7 protein-coding genes are annotated in these 15487 nt (G+C 62.9%); all 7 read right to left on the reverse strand.

Annotated features, from left to right (window positions below; all coding sequences use genetic code 11):
• Positions 1-2: 2 nt before the first annotated feature.
• Positions 3-4727, reverse strand: a complete 4725-nt coding sequence (locus V3W40_RS16755) for a dermonecrotic toxin domain-containing protein (protein ID WP_330215373.1) — start codon at positions 4725-4727, stop codon at positions 3-5.
• Between the two features lie 4 nt (positions 4728-4731).
• Positions 4732-5823, reverse strand: a complete 1092-nt coding sequence (locus V3W40_RS16760; RefSeq protein WP_065926758.1) for a polyamine ABC transporter substrate-binding protein — start codon at positions 5821-5823, stop codon at positions 4732-4734.
• Positions 5820-6854 carry a histone deacetylase family protein gene (locus V3W40_RS16765; protein WP_330215374.1) on the reverse strand — a complete coding sequence of 345 codons (1035 nt, stop codon included), beginning with the start codon at positions 6852-6854 and terminating at the stop codon, positions 5820-5822. Before V3W40_RS16765 ends, V3W40_RS16760 begins: the two co-directional genes overlap by 4 nt.
• Positions 6855-6993: 139 nt before the next feature.
• Positions 6994-7986 (reverse strand): AraC family transcriptional regulator, encoded by a 993-nt coding sequence (locus V3W40_RS16770; protein ID WP_065946485.1) that lies wholly within the window; start codon positions 7984-7986, stop codon positions 6994-6996.
• Between the two features lie 48 nt (positions 7987-8034).
• Positions 8035-12597 carry a hypothetical protein gene (locus tag V3W40_RS16775; protein WP_330215375.1) on the reverse strand — a complete coding sequence of 1521 codons (4563 nt, stop codon included), beginning with the start codon at positions 12595-12597 and terminating at the stop codon, positions 8035-8037.
• 116 nt (positions 12598-12713) lie between these two features.
• Complete coding sequence (locus V3W40_RS16780) at positions 12714-13691, reverse strand: asparaginase (protein WP_330215376.1); 978 nt, start codon at positions 13689-13691, stop codon at positions 12714-12716.
• 77 nt (positions 13692-13768) lie between these two features.
• The gene (locus V3W40_RS16785; protein ID WP_330215377.1) at positions 13769-15214 is read right to left on the reverse strand and encodes an alanine/glycine:cation symporter family protein; all 1446 of its coding nucleotides are present in this window, start codon (positions 15212-15214) and stop codon (positions 13769-13771) included.
• Positions 15215-15487 lie beyond the last annotated feature (273 nt).

Consider the following 15487-nt stretch of genomic DNA (forward strand, 5'->3'; position numbering starts at 1 on the left):
GGTCAGGCCTGGAAAAACAACGAGCGGGCCAGGATCGGGCTGATTTCACTGCGATAAATCGCGATCTGGTCACGGTTGCTCAAGCCCGTGCGGTGCACAGCACCCCCCAGCTTCTGCTGGTCGCGGGTCTTGAGGTGGCCGGCGGTGTAGTGCTCCAGCGCCGCCTGGGGAGACTCATAGTGAAAGTGCGCATACCAGAGCACCGCATGGGTCTGGTGATCACGCACCTCGTATTCGTCCAGGTAGTTTTTGCCGGGGCCCTTGAGCCGCCGCCGCGTGACCACTTTGGCGATTTTCACCAGGCCTTGGCTGTGCAGCCACTCCACCCGTGCCGCCGTGGGTGGTTGTTGTTTGGTCATGCTGATGCGGGTGCTTGTGCCCAGTTCGTATAGCCGTTGTGCGGCGTCATTGAGCCGGCGGTTCAGGGCGGCGGCGGGCGGACGGTCGCTTTCCGTGAGGTTGAGCCGGGTGAGCGCCTCTTCGATCGTGGCCATTGCGTGTTCAAGGCGTGCGGCGTACTGGTGGAACATCTCTTCGATTTCCACCGGAATACGCCCGGCTTTCTTCGCGTGGTCCAGGGTGCGCACGGTGGCGGCGGGCTCTTCATCCAGCAGGCTCTGGGCGGCGTCGATGCTGCTACCCAGGTCGATCACCTGGGGCTCACGCGGGCTTGAGGGTGCGCTCTGGCGTTCGACCCAGACCCCAGGGGTTTTTTCGTGAAAGGTCGCGATGAGTTTGCCCGTCACTGGGGCCTTGACGTCCACCAGGCCGCTTTCGGCTTCACGGGGCTCGCCCACCACCACCCCGTTAAAGCGTGTCTTGATGACTTTGCGCTTGGGTGTCGGGGGGGCTTTTGATGGGCCAGGCTTGGGCTCCAGGGCTTTTCGTTGCCTGATCAAGAGCGCCAGTTCATGCACCGCCTGTTGGTTGAATTCATCGATGCGTTGGCGCAGGTGTTCCAGGGGTTCTCGCTGCACCTGTTCCGGGTGTTCGGCGTGCAGGTCCAGCAGGCGTTGGTCGACAATCGCGAACTGGTCGACCAGGCTGTTGAGCACGTCAATACGCTCGTGCAGGTCGCTGATGCTGGTTTCCACCAGGGTCTCGATCCACGTTTGCACCGTGAGATCGGCGGTATCCACGATGTCATTGAGTTGTACCCGGGCGTCGGTGAAGGCCTCCCCGCTGCCTTCGCCAATACACAGGTAGCGGCTGAGGGTGAGTTGCATGGCCTTGAGGTCGTGCAGCTTGAAGTCGGGCAGGGCCTGCACGCTGGTGTGGATGACCTTGGCACCCTCTATGCCCAGGCTTTCCAATTGGCGATAGCGCGATTGCGCATACTCCATGCGGTTGATCATATCCAGGTTCAGCTTCGCCATCGTCTGTGCGATCTCGTTACGCTGCTTGATGTCCAGGGCGGTGACGGCTTCCATGTCTTCCACCGACACCAGCAACTTGTCGCGAAAGACCGGCAAGCGTTCCGAGATGGCCGAGCGGGTCAGCAGCAGTTGTTTGTTCAGGTAGTCGATCATCGAACTCTGGTAGTTGGGTACCGAATCGATGACATTCAGCGAACGTAACTGGCGAATGGGCACGTCATAGTCGGCCAGGCGGCTGTCGACCTTGTCGAGGAACGCCTGGCGCTGGCGATCGGAGGAGGGCCCGGGCACCGGGTCTATCGCGGCGTGGGCCTGGGCGACTTCAGCTTGCCCGCGCCGTTCGTCAGCATCGAATTGGTTGAGTTTCTGCCGGAGGTCGGTGATCCGCGAAGGTGCCTTGCCGCGAGCCGATTGCCGGCGATTCCTGAAACCGGCACCGCGCAGGCGCAGGCGAGTGTCGACAAACCATTGCCCGGCCAGGTTGCTCACCAGCAGCGGGCCGACGTGAGTGGGGCGGCCCGGATCGACGATCATGACATTGTCGTTTTCATCCACCGCCACCTCGAACCAGCGTGCGCCCACCGGCGCGTACCATTTATCGGCAAGCGCACAGAGATGCAGGTGCGGCCCTGTTTCCTTGACGGCTTCCCCCAGCCCGTCGGGCCTGGCCACTTTGAAGCGATCCAACGTGGCCCCCAGGCTTGTCGGAGAGCGTTGGAGTGCGCCGCTGTTGTACAGCGGGCCTTGATGGCGAGCGGGCGGTTCGGCGTCGGGCAAGTCGGGGCGGCGCATCACGGGGATCCGGCGCTCCGGCGGCAGTCTGGTTTCAGGCGCTTGGGTCGGGGTGGCTTCATGTTTCGGCAACGTGGCCTTGGGCGTCTTTCGCAGCGGCGGATGGCGCAGGGCGACGTGCAGCACCAGGGCCATGCCCAGGTTGAGCAGCAGATCCACCTGGGCTGTCCAGGACACCTGCCCGTCAGGCTCCGGCTCCGCCTGGGCGGTCGCCTGCAGGTCGTCCATGATTTGCCAGATCCAGGCCGCGATGCCCACGGTGCGGCCCATGAATGGCAACGCCGCGCTGAAAATCAGCCAGCCGGCTTCTCGATAGCTTGCCCAGCGTTTCTGGGCGTTGGACACCGATTGCCGCGTCGCCAATTCAACCATCGCGTTGGCGTTGTCCCTGAACAGCGTCGCCAGGCTGTCGTTGCCCATCACTTCGTCGCTCAAGGCCAGGGGGCCGCTCATTTGCACCACCACTTGCGGCTCCACCAACCCGCGCACCACGGTCCACGGCGAAGGTAATGCGGCAGGGAAGACATACTGCTCGTAGTTGAAGCGCACATCTTCGGCCAGCCAGGCCAGTACCGAGTCGCGCAGGGTGCGGTGATGCTTGATGGCGTACAACAGGTTTTGCCGTGACGGGTACTGGATCAGCACCGGCTCCAGCAGTGGGCGGTACAACAGGCACGGGCCTTGGGTGTGGTCGCGGGGGCCGATCACAAACATATTCGCCACCCCATCCTGCGCCTGGCTGGTGCGCAGGGTTGGAATGAACGCCAGGCGCCGGATGACGATCTCTTGCCCCTCGACCTGCCGTTCATGGACGTGTGCCTGCACCGCGGCAGCGATATAGCGATAACCGCGATCATCGATGCCGTGCAGGCCCTGGATCTTCCACTGCAAGGCCAGCAATGGCAGTTGCACCCGCAAGTGCGAGGTGTAGAGGGTTTGCCGGCGCCTTGATTGAACGGGGTCGTCGAGCAAGGTGTGTTTGATCAGCGTCGGGTAGCGTTCACCGATGTCGAGGGTTTCGATCACGTCCTTGAGGTAGTTGTACGTCAGCCATTGCGGCCCCTCGCCGCCGTTGTAGTGCACGCTGGGCGTACCGGTGGGCAGCCCGGTGAGGTTTTCCAGGGCCAGGTCGATCAGGCTGCGCCGGGTGATGTCAGTGGTTCCGGGCAGCACGAAGGTGCCCCAGACCACCGGGCTCTCGATGCTGATCTCTATCTTGTCCAGGTTCAGGCTCGCGCCATTTGCATGGGCCTTGATCCGGTTTTGCAGTTGCTGCCTGGCGTAGTCGCGGATCGGCGGGATACCGTCCTGGAAAGACTGCCCGTGGTTGTGGGTATGCAGTTCGGCCAGCTCGATCACATAACGGCTGTAGGTCGATACGTCCAGGTCCGAGGCATTGGCAAGCCAGTCGGGAAGTTGCTCGTGGATCTGGCGGATGCTCGACAATGAGTGATCGCTCAAGTCTTCAATCACCGGCAGGATGCGCGCGACGGCCTGGCCGGTGACGGCAGCCGTGGCGGGGGCTTCAAGGTCGGCGGAGCCAATTGATCCGATGGCCTGCAATTGCAGGGCGATCAGGTTGCACGCCAGGCTGTCGAAAAAATCCCCGGCGGGTTCGTACAATCGCCATTGCACGGTTACCTCCCCCTCCGCTTGAGTCAGTGCCGCGGGCAAGGCTTCGCCGAGCTTTTGCAGTGACTCGAATTTCTCGTAGCCGTTGATCAGCGAATACGTCAGGACCCGCTGGCGTTGCTCATGTACCCCGATCAGCACCGCGATATCCGACAGGCCGACGTGAGTGGAGCGGTTGTTTTTAAGGCCATCTATATCGATCAGGTAAGCGTGTGTCTGGAATGTGTCGAAGTTCCGACGCTTGGCCCGGTCCGGAAAGTGGAACAACGTCCTGGCCATGGCGCAATCGTGTTCATCCCAGCCGTCCTGCGCGGTGACGTTCCACACGTTGCGCAGGGAATGGGAGAGTGTTTGCCAGCGTGGGCCCGCCAGGCCGTTGGAAGCGTTCCAGTAGTCAAGTTGCTGCTCCTGGAAGGCGGTAAAGATCAGCGCCGCCAGCTCATTGATCAGCCGCGCAATGGCATCGATCTGCACCGGCAGGTGCACGGCGGGCTTGGCCTCGGGCTCCAGGGTGAGGAAGTGTTCGCCGTCGATATAGATCACCGGCTCGGGCGCCAGGGCCTGGTTGGCCAGCACCGAGGTCAGCGATTGCGCGGTGGCGGGTGCGGATTGGATGACATCGCCAACGATGCGCCAGCGCGGCGTGATGACCATGGCCAGGTCAGGGTCGATAGCGAGTGTCGGGTATTGCTCCATGAGGGACGAACGCAACAGGTTGGCGGCAACGTCGCGGATCGACGGGCCGACGCTCAGTTGCGTCAGCAGCTCATAGCTGCTGGGCGGGCGATTGTTGCTAGGGGGTGAATCGTTGGGCATCTGCAGCTCCTTGGCCTGGGTCGGCATGAAGAGCTGCAAGGTAATTGGCGCTGCGGCCGGGCGGTCGGTAGATAAGTCATCATGGCCGGGAAGCGCACTTCCCGGCCACATTTGCTCAGGTCCCGGACTTGATCCTGGACCAGGCGCGGGTCCTGGCGCGTTCGGCGTCACGTCCCAGGGGTTTCAAGGTATAGAGCGTGGCCATCGCGGCTTCGGTGGGGTACAGGTTGGGATTGTTGCGGATCGCCGGGTCCACCTGCCCGGTAGCGTCTTTGTTGGGATTGGGGTAGCCGACAAAATCACTGATCGGCGCAATAACGTGCGGTTGCAGCAGGTAGTTGATGAAGGTGTAGGCGTCCTGGGGGTTCTTCGCGCCCTTGGGAATGGCGAGCATGTCGAACCAGATCGGCGCGCCTTCCTTGGGCAGGCGCATGTCTACGATCACGCCGTTCCTGGCCTCCTTGGCGCGGTTGGCGGCCTGGGAGAAGCTGCCGGAGTAGCCGACGGCGACGCAGATGTCGCCGTTGGCGATATCGGCCATGTACTTGGAGGAGTGGAAGTAGGTGATGTACGGGCGGATCTTCAGCAGCAAGGCTTCGGCTTTTTCATAGTCCTTGGGGTTGTTGCTGTTGGGGTCCAGGCCCAGGTGCTGCAAGGCCAGGGGCAGGATCTCCGAGGGTGAATCCAGCAGTGCCACGCCGCATTGCTTGAGCTTGCTGATGTTCTCCTCCTTGAAGATCAGGTCCCAGCTGTCCACCGGTGCATCTGCGCCCAGCGCGGCCTTGACCTTGTCGGGATTGAAACCAATCAGGATGGTGCCGTACATGTAGGGCACGGCGAATTTGTTGCCCGGGTCGTTGGCCTCGATCAGCTTCATCAACTTGGGATCGAGGTGGTTCCAGTTCGGCAACTGGCTGCGGTCCAGGGCCTGGAACACACCGGCCTCGATCTGTTTGGCCAGGAACACGTTGGACGGCACCACCACGTCATAGCCGGAATTACCGGTGAGTAGCTTGGCTTCCAGGGCTTCGTTGGTGTCGAAGATGTCGTAGACCAGTTTGATCGACGGGTTTTGGGCCTTGAAGTCTTCCAGGGCCTTGGGGGTGATGTAGTCGAACCAGTTGTAGACCCGCAGGTTTTTTTCTTCAGCGTGCGCGGCGGTGCTTAATACGGCGGCGCAGAGCACAAGCGACTTGAACAGATTCATTCGACTGCCCCTTCAAAACCTTCGAGAACGTTGACGGCATTGATGCCGATTTCTTCCACCGCGTAACCGCCTTCCATCACGAACAGCGTCGGCTTGCCCAGGCGGGCGATACGCTTGCCCATGGCCAGGTAGTCGGGGCTGTCGAGCTTGAACTGCGAGATGGGGTCGTCCTTGAACGTATCGACGCCCAGGGACACCACAATGACGTCGGCGCCGTAGCCCTCAATCGCCTGGCAAGCCTGTTCCAGTGCGGCGCTCCAGGTGTCCCAGCCCGAACCGGCCGGCAACGGATAGTTAAAGTTGAAACCCTCTCCGGCCCCGTCGCCCCGCTCATCGGCATAGCCGAGAAAAAACGGAAACTCGGCTTCCGGGTGCCCGTGGATCGAGGTAAAGAGCACGTCACTGCGCTCATAGAAAATCGATTGGGTGCCGTTACCGTGGTGGTAATCCACGTCGAGGATCGCAACCTTCCTGTGGCCGTGATCGAGAAATGCCTGGGCGGCGATGGCGGCGTTATTGAGGTAGCAATAACCGCCCATCAAGTCGCTGGCGGCGTGGTGTCCCGGTGGCCGGCACAGCGCGAAGGCACTGTGGGCGCCTTGCTGGATCGCCCGTTGCGCGGTCAGCGCCACCTGCGCCGCACTGTAGGCTGCCTGCCAGGTGCCGGCGGTAATCGGCGCGCCGCCGTCGAAGCTGTAGTAACCCAACTGGCCGTGCAGGCTGGTGGGCATGACGGCGCGCAGGGTGCGGGCGGGCCAAGTATAGGGCAGCAGGTCGCCGTCCTGGCCGAACTCGAGCCAACGGGCCCAGACACCTTTGAAAAAATCCAGGTACTCGCGGCTGTGGATGCGCTGCAAGGGGGCCAGGCCAAAGTCCTGCGGGGCTTGCACCGGGCCGAGCTGGCGGTCCTTGACCCGCTGCAGCACATGGTCGGCGCGGGCGGGCATTTCGAAGCAGGGCATCAATTGCCCGTCCATCAATTCACAACGGCCGTGGTGCAGATGATGATCGTCCGAATAGATCGTCAGCATTGTTGTTCTCCGCAGGCTGCTTGGGATGCCTTGCAGTGTTGCGGCGTGGGCAGGTTTGGAGAACGGCAGGAGCGGCCAAAAGGGGATAAATATGGCCAAAGCCTGTGTCCGTTATTCGCCCCATGTGGGGGCATGCGACTCAAGCGCGGAACTGACTCGGTGCCACGCCGCTCCAGCGTACGAAGGCGTGCCTGAAACTTGCGGTTTCACTGAAGCCCAACTGCTCGGCGATGCGATAGATCGGCAGTTGGTCCTCGCCCAGCAACTGCTTGGCCCGCTCGAAGCGTAACTCGTCCAGCAGTTCCTGATAGCTGCAACCCAGGTCATGCAGATGCCGGCGCAAGGTGCGCGGCGAACAGTTCATCTGCCCGGCCAGGCCATCGATGCCGGGGGCGGCGTTCAATTGGGCGGCCAGCAATTGGCGTACCCGGCCGAGCCAGGCCTGGCGCCCGGTGAATTCGGTGTTCTGTTTGCGGCAGCGCTCGGCCATGGCGCGGTGGGTGATGGGGTCGGCCAGCGGCAACGGCTGGTCGAGCCAGCGCCGGTCGAAAGCGAAGGCATTGGCGCTGGCAGCGAAGGCAAGAGGGCAATCGAAGTGCTCGGCATAGCGTGCGCGATAGTCGGGGGCGCGGTGTTCGAAACGCGCACCGAGCAACGGCAGGGCATGGCCCAGCAGATCGTCACAGATGACCTTCAACGACACCAGGCAGAACTCGACATTGAAGGTGGCCAGCGCCGGGTTTTCCCGATACCCGTCGGCGGTGAACCAGATGCGCTGGCCGTCGTCTTCCAGGCTCAGCTCGAAAAGTGTTCCCAACAGCGCCGGATAGCGCAGGGCCAGGCGCAAAGCGTCACCGAAGGTGGCACTGGTCAGCAGCGCGTAGCCGAGCATGCCGTAGGATGACACGTGCATGCGCCGGCCCAACTCCAGGCCGATATCGCGGCGCAGGGCCACGGCATTGGCACACACGCGCATCTCCTGGTTGGTGGTGATGCGCGTGTCGGCGCGGTTCAGGTCGGCGCCGCAGATACCGCTGCCGGCCAGCAGCACGTCGCGGCTCACGCCCTCGGCCCTGAAGGTGTCGAGTACCAGGGAGACGGCGTTGAGCGTAGTCAGGTGCGAGTGCAGCATGGGGGAGTCCTGCCAGGGTTTGACCAGAGGCAGCAAGGAGTGTGCCGTCTACTTGTGGTCAAAAAATAGCCGTTTGGCCGCCTCCAGGCTGATCTCGCTGCGGTAATAGTCGATTTGCTGCTGCTCGTTCAGGCCTTTGACCGAGTCGGCCGCCGAGCCTTGTCGATATTCATGGGTGGTTTTCAACCGTGCGCTGAGGTAGGCCTTGGCAGGCGTCCAGTCGGTCGAATAATGAAAGTGCGCGTACCAGAGCACTTGATGGGTCGCGCGCTCGGTGATGATGTATTCGTCCAGGTAATCCGGAGTGCTGCTTTTGAGCCGGCGACGCCTCACGGATTTCTTGATGACGATCTCGTCGCGCTGGCTCAGCCATTCGACGCCTTTGGTGGTTGGGGGCTGCTGCTTGATCATGCGTACCATGTTTTCGGACGCGCGCCGGTACAGGTCCTGCGCCGCGTCGTTGAGTTGCTTGCCAAGGGCGGTTGCCGATTGGGTTTGATCGGCTGTGATGGTGCTGTCGGCCAGGGCCTGCTCGATGTGCCGGCTGGTTTCTTCCAGCAGCAACGCGTGACGGTGGTACAGGTATTCGATGCCGACGGCGGTGCGCCCGGCTTGGCGGGTTTGCTCGATGGCCCGTTGCTTGAACGTGGGCAAACCGTCCAGCAGCGTGCGGCCCTGTCCGAGGCTGGACTGAAGCTCGGGCACCGCCTGCTCGGTGTGTGCAGGGCTCAGCCGTTGCACCCAGACGTTGGGGCTTTTTTCATGGAAGGTGGCAATGACCTGCCGGGTCAGCGGTGACTTGATATCCACCAGGTCGGTTTCAAGGCCGACCGCCGTCAGGCGTGGCTCGCCGATCATCACGCCGTTGTAACGGGTATGGATGAATTTCTTCAAGGGCTTGGGGGGCGTCGGTGGAGGGGTGGGCCGATTGCGCAGGATGTCCCGCTCAGCATGCAGCTGGGACAGATGGGTCAAGGCCTGCCTGGAGAAATCCTTGACCTGTTTGCGCAGGCGTTCCAGCGGGGAGAGGTGGGTCAGGCTGGAAAACTCCTGGGAGAAGTCCTCCAGGCGCTCGTCAAGGACCTTGAATTGTTCGATCAGGCTGCTCAGGGATTCAATGCGTTCGTCCAGCCGCGCCTCGCTGCGTTCGTTGAGGGTGTCGCGCAGGGCCTGGACCGACAGATCGGCGTTGTCGACAATCTCATTGAGGTTGGCCCAGGCCTGGGGTGCACGGGTCGCGCTGTCCTCCGGCAGGCACAACCTGCGCGCCAGGGTTATCTGCAGGGCCTTGAGGTCGATACTGGTGTAGGCCGGCAGTTTTTTCCTGGCGCTCTGGATCAACTGCACGCCCTCCTTGGCCAGGGCCTTGAGTTGAGTGAAGCGCGCATGGGTGTAGTCCAGGCGCGTGATCATGTCTTCACTCATCTCGGTCATTTGTCGCGCGTCTTCGACGTACCGCGCCGGGTGCCGGGTGTCGGGGTGTTCGAGCTGGTCAAGCACGACCCTGAGCTGGGGGGTGAAGGTGGTCTGGGCCTCCCTGATCGCGGCTTCGGTAAGCTCCAGTTGCGCTCTTATATAACCCAGGGCTTTTTGCTGATAGTCGGGGACCGGGGTGAACACACTCAGGGTCTTGAGGTGTTGCAGGGCCGCTTCGTAATCCGCGCTTTGCTGGTCGAGCGTGTCCATGTAGTGCTGGCGTTTGACTTCGGCAGCGTTACCGGCGACGTCGGCCATGGCCTGGCGGGCCTGTTGCAGTGCTCTTTGTGCGGTCTTCTTGGCGTTTTCGAAGGCCTCGAGCTTGGCCCGTACTTCGGCGGCCTTGAGGGTCGCTTCCGCTTCGGCTTTGTTGAGCATGCGCTTGGGGCCGCCGCCGCGCAGGCGCAGGCGGGTGTCGACGAACCATTGGCCGGCGGCGTTGTGAATCAGCGGCGGTCCGGTTCGATCCGGCTGCCGAGGGTCGATGATGACCACGTTGCCCTCGTCGTCCGCGCTCACTTCAAACCAGCGCTCGCCGACCTGTGCGTAGAGACGCTCGGCGACGCGGGTCAGGTGGCGGGTGGGCCCCGGGCGGGTGTCGACGCTGCTCGCTGCGCCAGGCTGGCTGACTTTGAAACGGTCCAGCACCCGCCCCAGGGTGGCGGGCGACCGATTGAGCGCGCCGCTGGTATGCAGCAGTGGAGTGTGGCCCGCTGGGCTTTCATTGCCGGCGATGGCGCCCAGCTGTTTGATCTCGACACGCTGCCCTGCCGAGGGCTCGGTCGGCCTGGATTCCCGCTCGGGCCGAGCGCCGCGGGGACGCAGGCGCGTGCTGATATGCAGGGTAATCGCCATCGACAGGTTCAGCAGCACGTCGGTGAAAGTGGTCCATTGGACCGCGGTGTCATCCTGCTCCGTGGCCCCGACAAACTGTTGCAACTGATCGACGACCTGCCAGATCCATAGGCCTGTCGCCACGCTGGGGCTGGTAAAGGGCAGCGCGGCATTGAGGAGCGTCCAGCCGGTTTGCTTGAGGGTCGCCCAGCGGTTTTCGGTATTGGAGGTCGACTGGCGGTCGGCCAGCTTGACCAGGGCCTGGGCGTTGGCTTCAAACAGCCCGGCGAGCAGGTCACCCTTGAGTGGGTCTTTGCCCAGGCCGATAGGGCCGCTCATGGTTTCCAGCGTCGAGGCGTCCACCAGAAAATCGGCGACGGCCCAGGGGGAAGGCAATGCTCCCGGGAACACATAGTTGGCGTAAGCATCGCGCGCGCTGTCCGGCAACCAGGCCAGCACCGAACGGCGCAGGTCGGGGGACTGGGCAATGGCGTACATCAGGTTGGCCGGGGACGGATATTGCACCAGGGCCGGGGTGAACAGAGGTCGATAGAGCAGGCAGGGGCCGGCGGCGGGATCTTGCGGGCCGATGACGTACATGTTTTCGACCTCATCGGCAGTGGCGTCGTCCCGCCGTTGCGGGATGAACGCCAGAGGCCGCATGACGATGGTCTGCCCGTCTACTGTGTGATCCGAGGCATCGGCTTGCATCAGGGTGGCGACGTATCGATAGCCGCGGTCATCGATGCCATCCTGTTGCTGAATCTTGCCTTGCAGGGCCAGTAACGGCAGCTGGATGCGCAGGTGCTGGATGTAGAGGTTCTTTCGCGATGAGGCCTCGCGGGGCATTTCCAGCAGCTTGCTTTTGATCAGCGCCGGGTAGTTCTGGCCGATGTCCACCCGGGAAACGAGGCTCTCGATGTACTCGACGGTCAGCCAGTCCGGCAGATTTTGGCCGTTATGCAGCTGCAAGGTCTTGTTGCCGACCGGGATGGCGATCAGGTTGTGCAGCGCCAGTTCGGCGAGGTTGAAGGTGGTGGTCTCGGTCATGCCGGGCACCGTGAAAGTCCCCCACACCACCGGCTGCTGGACTTTCAGGGTGAGCGTATCCAAGGCCAGGGCACCGGCTTGCGGGTGGTCCTTGAGGATTTCCGCCTTGAGATGATTGAGCGCGTACTGCTCGATGGGCGGGATATCGTCCTGATACGACTTGCCGCCGGTGCTGCTGTTCAGGGACGCGAGGTCCTTGAGATGCCGCGCATAGAAGTTCAGGTCGGACGTCGACGCCTCCTGCAGCCAGCCCGGCAGCGCCTGCTGATACCACTCGCGGCCGGGGCCGGGGCCGGTGGCCAACTCGGTGGCACCGGGTGGCGGAGCCGTGTCCGGGTGGCGCAGGTCGGAGAAGTCCAGGCTGCCGATAGCCTCGACCTGCAAGGCAATCAGGCTGCAGGCCTGGTGATCGAAAAAATTGCCGTCAGGTTCGAACAGGCGCCATTGCAACTGTGTGCGGGGCGCCGAGGTGTCCAGGCGAGCGGGCAGGCTCCGGCCCAGCTGTTCCAGGGACGCGAACTTCTCATAGCCCTTGAGCAGCGAGTGGGTGAGGATGACGTCTCGTCCGGCCTGCTTGCCGATCAGAACCGACAGCGCGAGCCGGTTGAGGTGGGTCACCTGCGCGCCGTCGACCTGATCGATGTCGAGCAGGTAGGCGTGGCTGGTGTATGGGTCGTCGAGCCGTCGCACATCGTAGGTGGGCGCGTGAAACAACTGGCGCGCCATGGCGCAGTCACTTTCGTTCCAGCCCGGTGCCTGCCGGACATTCCACACCCCGCGCAATGAGTTGGACAGCTGATGCCAATGGGGGCCGCTGCCGTTGCTTTTGTTCCAGAACGCCAGCTGTTGCTCCTGCCAGGCCGCCAGCATGACGGGGGCCAGGGTATTGAGCAGATGGGCGATGTCACCGATGCGCACCGGCAAATGGGTTGGCGGCTCGGTGAGCGGTTGCTGGGTCAGGAAGTGTTCGCCTTCGATGTACAGGGTCGGTTCGCCGAGCACGGCCTGATCGGTCAGGCTGTCGCTCAGTGTGCCGTAGGCGGTGGTAGTGGCGCAGGCCTGTTCGTCGATGATGTCCCAGCCGGGGGTGCCGATCAGGCAGATATCGGGGTCGATTGCCAGTGTGGGGTAGCGGGCCTGCAGCGCCTGGCGCAACAACACCGCCGCCACTTCCCTGAACGACGGGCCTGTTAACAGTTGGGTGAGCAATTCCAGTGGCTGTTGTGAAGCGATTGAGATGGGCGTGGTCATGGGGCATCCCTGTCTTGCCGGTTGATGGGAACGGCCCGAGGTGTTCGCTCGGGTGTTCCATGCTAGGGGCCGGCCAGCCAGGGAAGGGGGTGACTATCTACAGTGCGGCGGTGGGGTCAGCTCAGTTCGCCGCACAGGTCCAGCTCTACCAGTCGCCGGACTTCGGCGATGGACAGCCCGGCCCCGAGTAACGCGTTGAGCTTGCCGAATACCGCTTCACGGGTCATGCCGCCACCTGACAACACGCCCACGCCGCGCAGGCGGCTGCCGGCTTCGTACACATCCAGTTCCACGCCGCCTTCATGGCATTGGGTGATTGCCACGACCACGATGCCGTTTTCTTCGGCGCGCTGGAGGCTGGCAAGAAACTCAGGGTTATCGCTGGGCCCGGTGCCGCTGCCGAAGCATTCCAGCACCAGTGCCTGGATGCCACTGCCGAGCAGTGCGTCCAATTGTGCTGCGGCGATGCCCGGTACCAGCGGCAATACGCCGACATTGGCCAGGGCCTTCGGCTGGCGGTAATCCAGCGCGGCGGGCAGCGCTTCGGCTTGGGCCACACCGCCGTTGCGCTGCAGCGCGGCGAACGGATGGCGACCAAAGCTGCGGATCTTCGCGCAGCGGGTCGGGGCCATCAGCGCGCCGTGGAAGTACAGGTGCACGCCGGGCGCCAGGCCCTCGCCCAACGCCAGCAGGGCTCCGCTGACGTTTTCCCAGGCATCGCTGTCGGGGACGCCGGCAGGCAACATCGAACCGGTGAACACCGCCGGCGCCGGCAAGCCCAACAGCTGGAAGCTCATCGCCGCCGCGCTGTAGGCCAGGGTGTCGGTGCCGTGCAGGATCAGCACGGCATCGCAACCGTCATCCACGGCCTCGACCACGGCGGTGCGCAGGCGCTGCCAGTAGGCGGGGGTCATGTTGGCGCTGTCGATCAGCGGGGACATTTCCCGGAAGCGCCAGGCGGGTACTGACACGTTGGCGAGCTGTTCGCGCATGCGCGCTTCAAAACCGGATGCGGGCGCCAGGCCATTGGCGCTGGCCTGCATGCCGATGGTGCCACCGGTGTAGAGCACCATGAGGTTATTGGCTGGGGACATCGAAGATTCTCCTGAACGAAAAACGCCGCCGGGCCCAGAGCATGCCCAAGGCCGGGCGGCGTGTCATCTGTCTACGCTCAGCGTTGCACTTGAGCGTTCAGTTCCGCCGCTGGGGTCGCTTGCGGTTTTACCGGATTGGCCGGCCAGGCCTTGCGATCCAGGTCCAGGTCTGGGAACTGGCTGGAGTCGAACACCGGGGTCTTGATGCCTGCCGCGCGCTGGTTGTCGTAGTCGTTCAGGATGCGCATGGCGATCTTGAACAGGAACGCCAGGGCGAACAGGTTGACGAAGGCCAGCATGGTCATGGTGATGTCGGCGAAGGCGAACACGGTGCTCAGGTTCTCGATCGAACCCCAGAAAATCAGCACCAGCACCAGCGCGCGATAGCCCATCAGCACCTTGCGGTTGTTGCCCACCAGGAAGCGCAGGTTGCTCTCGCCCAGGTAGTAGTTGTACATGATCGAGGTAAACACGAACAACGCCAGGGCCACCGAGATAAACATGCGGCCCCAGTCACCCACCACAGCGGCCAGGGAGTTCTGGGTCAGGGCAATGCCGTCGCCTTCGAAGCCTGGGGTGTAGAAACCGGAGAGCAGGATCAGCAGCGCGGTGCAGGTGCAGATCACGAAGGTGTCGAGGAACACGCTGAACGCCTGGACCACGCCTTGGGCGATCGGGTGTTCTACCGAAGCGACGGCCGCTACGTTGGGCGCACTGCCCAGGCCGGCTTCGTTGGCGAACACGCCGCGTTTCACACCCATGATGATTGCGCTGCCCACCAGGCCACCGAAGGCTTGGTCGAGGCCGAAGGCGCTTTTGACGATGGTCGCGAGCATGGCCGGTACGTGGTCGAATTGCAGCACGATCACATACAGGGTCACGGCGATGTAGACCAGGGTCTTGACTGGCACCAGCAGGTCGGCGATCGAGGCGATGCGCTTGATCCCGCCGATGAATACCAGGCCCAGCAATGCCGCCAGGGCCAGGCCGGTGTAGGTGGTGTCCAGGCCAAACGCGTTGTTCAGCGAGTGGGTCACGGCGTGGGCTTGCAGGCCGTTGAAGGCAAAGCCGAAGGTCACCAGCAGCAGGAACGCCATGACCATCCCCAGCCAGCGCTTGTGCAGGCCGTGCTGGATGTAATAGGCCGGGCCGCCACGGTAGGTGCCTTCCGCGTCAGTGCGCTTGTACAACTGGCCGAGGGAACACTCGATAAAGCTCGAAGACATGCCCACCAGCGCGGTGACCCACATCCAGAACACGGCACCCGGGCCGCCCAGGGTCACGGCAATGCCGACACCCGCGATGTTACCGGCACCGACGCGGCCGGCCAGGCTGAGCATCAGCGCCTGGAACGAGCTGAGTTGGTCGGAGCTGTTTTTCAGGCTGTCGCGAAACACCGAAAACATGTGGAAAAAGTGACGCAATTGAACGAAACGCGAGCGGATCGTGAAATAACCGCCGAGCCCGACAATGAGCACGATCAGTACTTTCCCTGAGAGGAAGTCGTTGATGACCTCGAGCATGGAGTGTTCCTCGCTGATTTTTCTAATGGCAAACGCAGGACGGTCCTACCCCTCGCATAGCACCAGGCAGTGCGCGACGGTTCGACCCCAATCCTTTTGCGGGTGTTGTTATTCATGCGCTATCGCGTGTATCCGGGCTCGTTACCGACGGCCGCAGACGCGAAGAGGGGCGGCACTATACCTAGGCGAACGTGATCCGTCTGCCCGGGCCGATTAAAGGTTTGTAGGAGCGAGCTTGCTCGCGAAGGTCGTGAACGATGAAGTTGGCTGTCT

Source organism: Pseudomonas sp. AM8 (assembly GCF_036346475.1).
Taxonomy (GTDB): Bacteria; Pseudomonadota; Gammaproteobacteria; order Pseudomonadales; family Pseudomonadaceae; genus Aquipseudomonas; species Aquipseudomonas marginalis.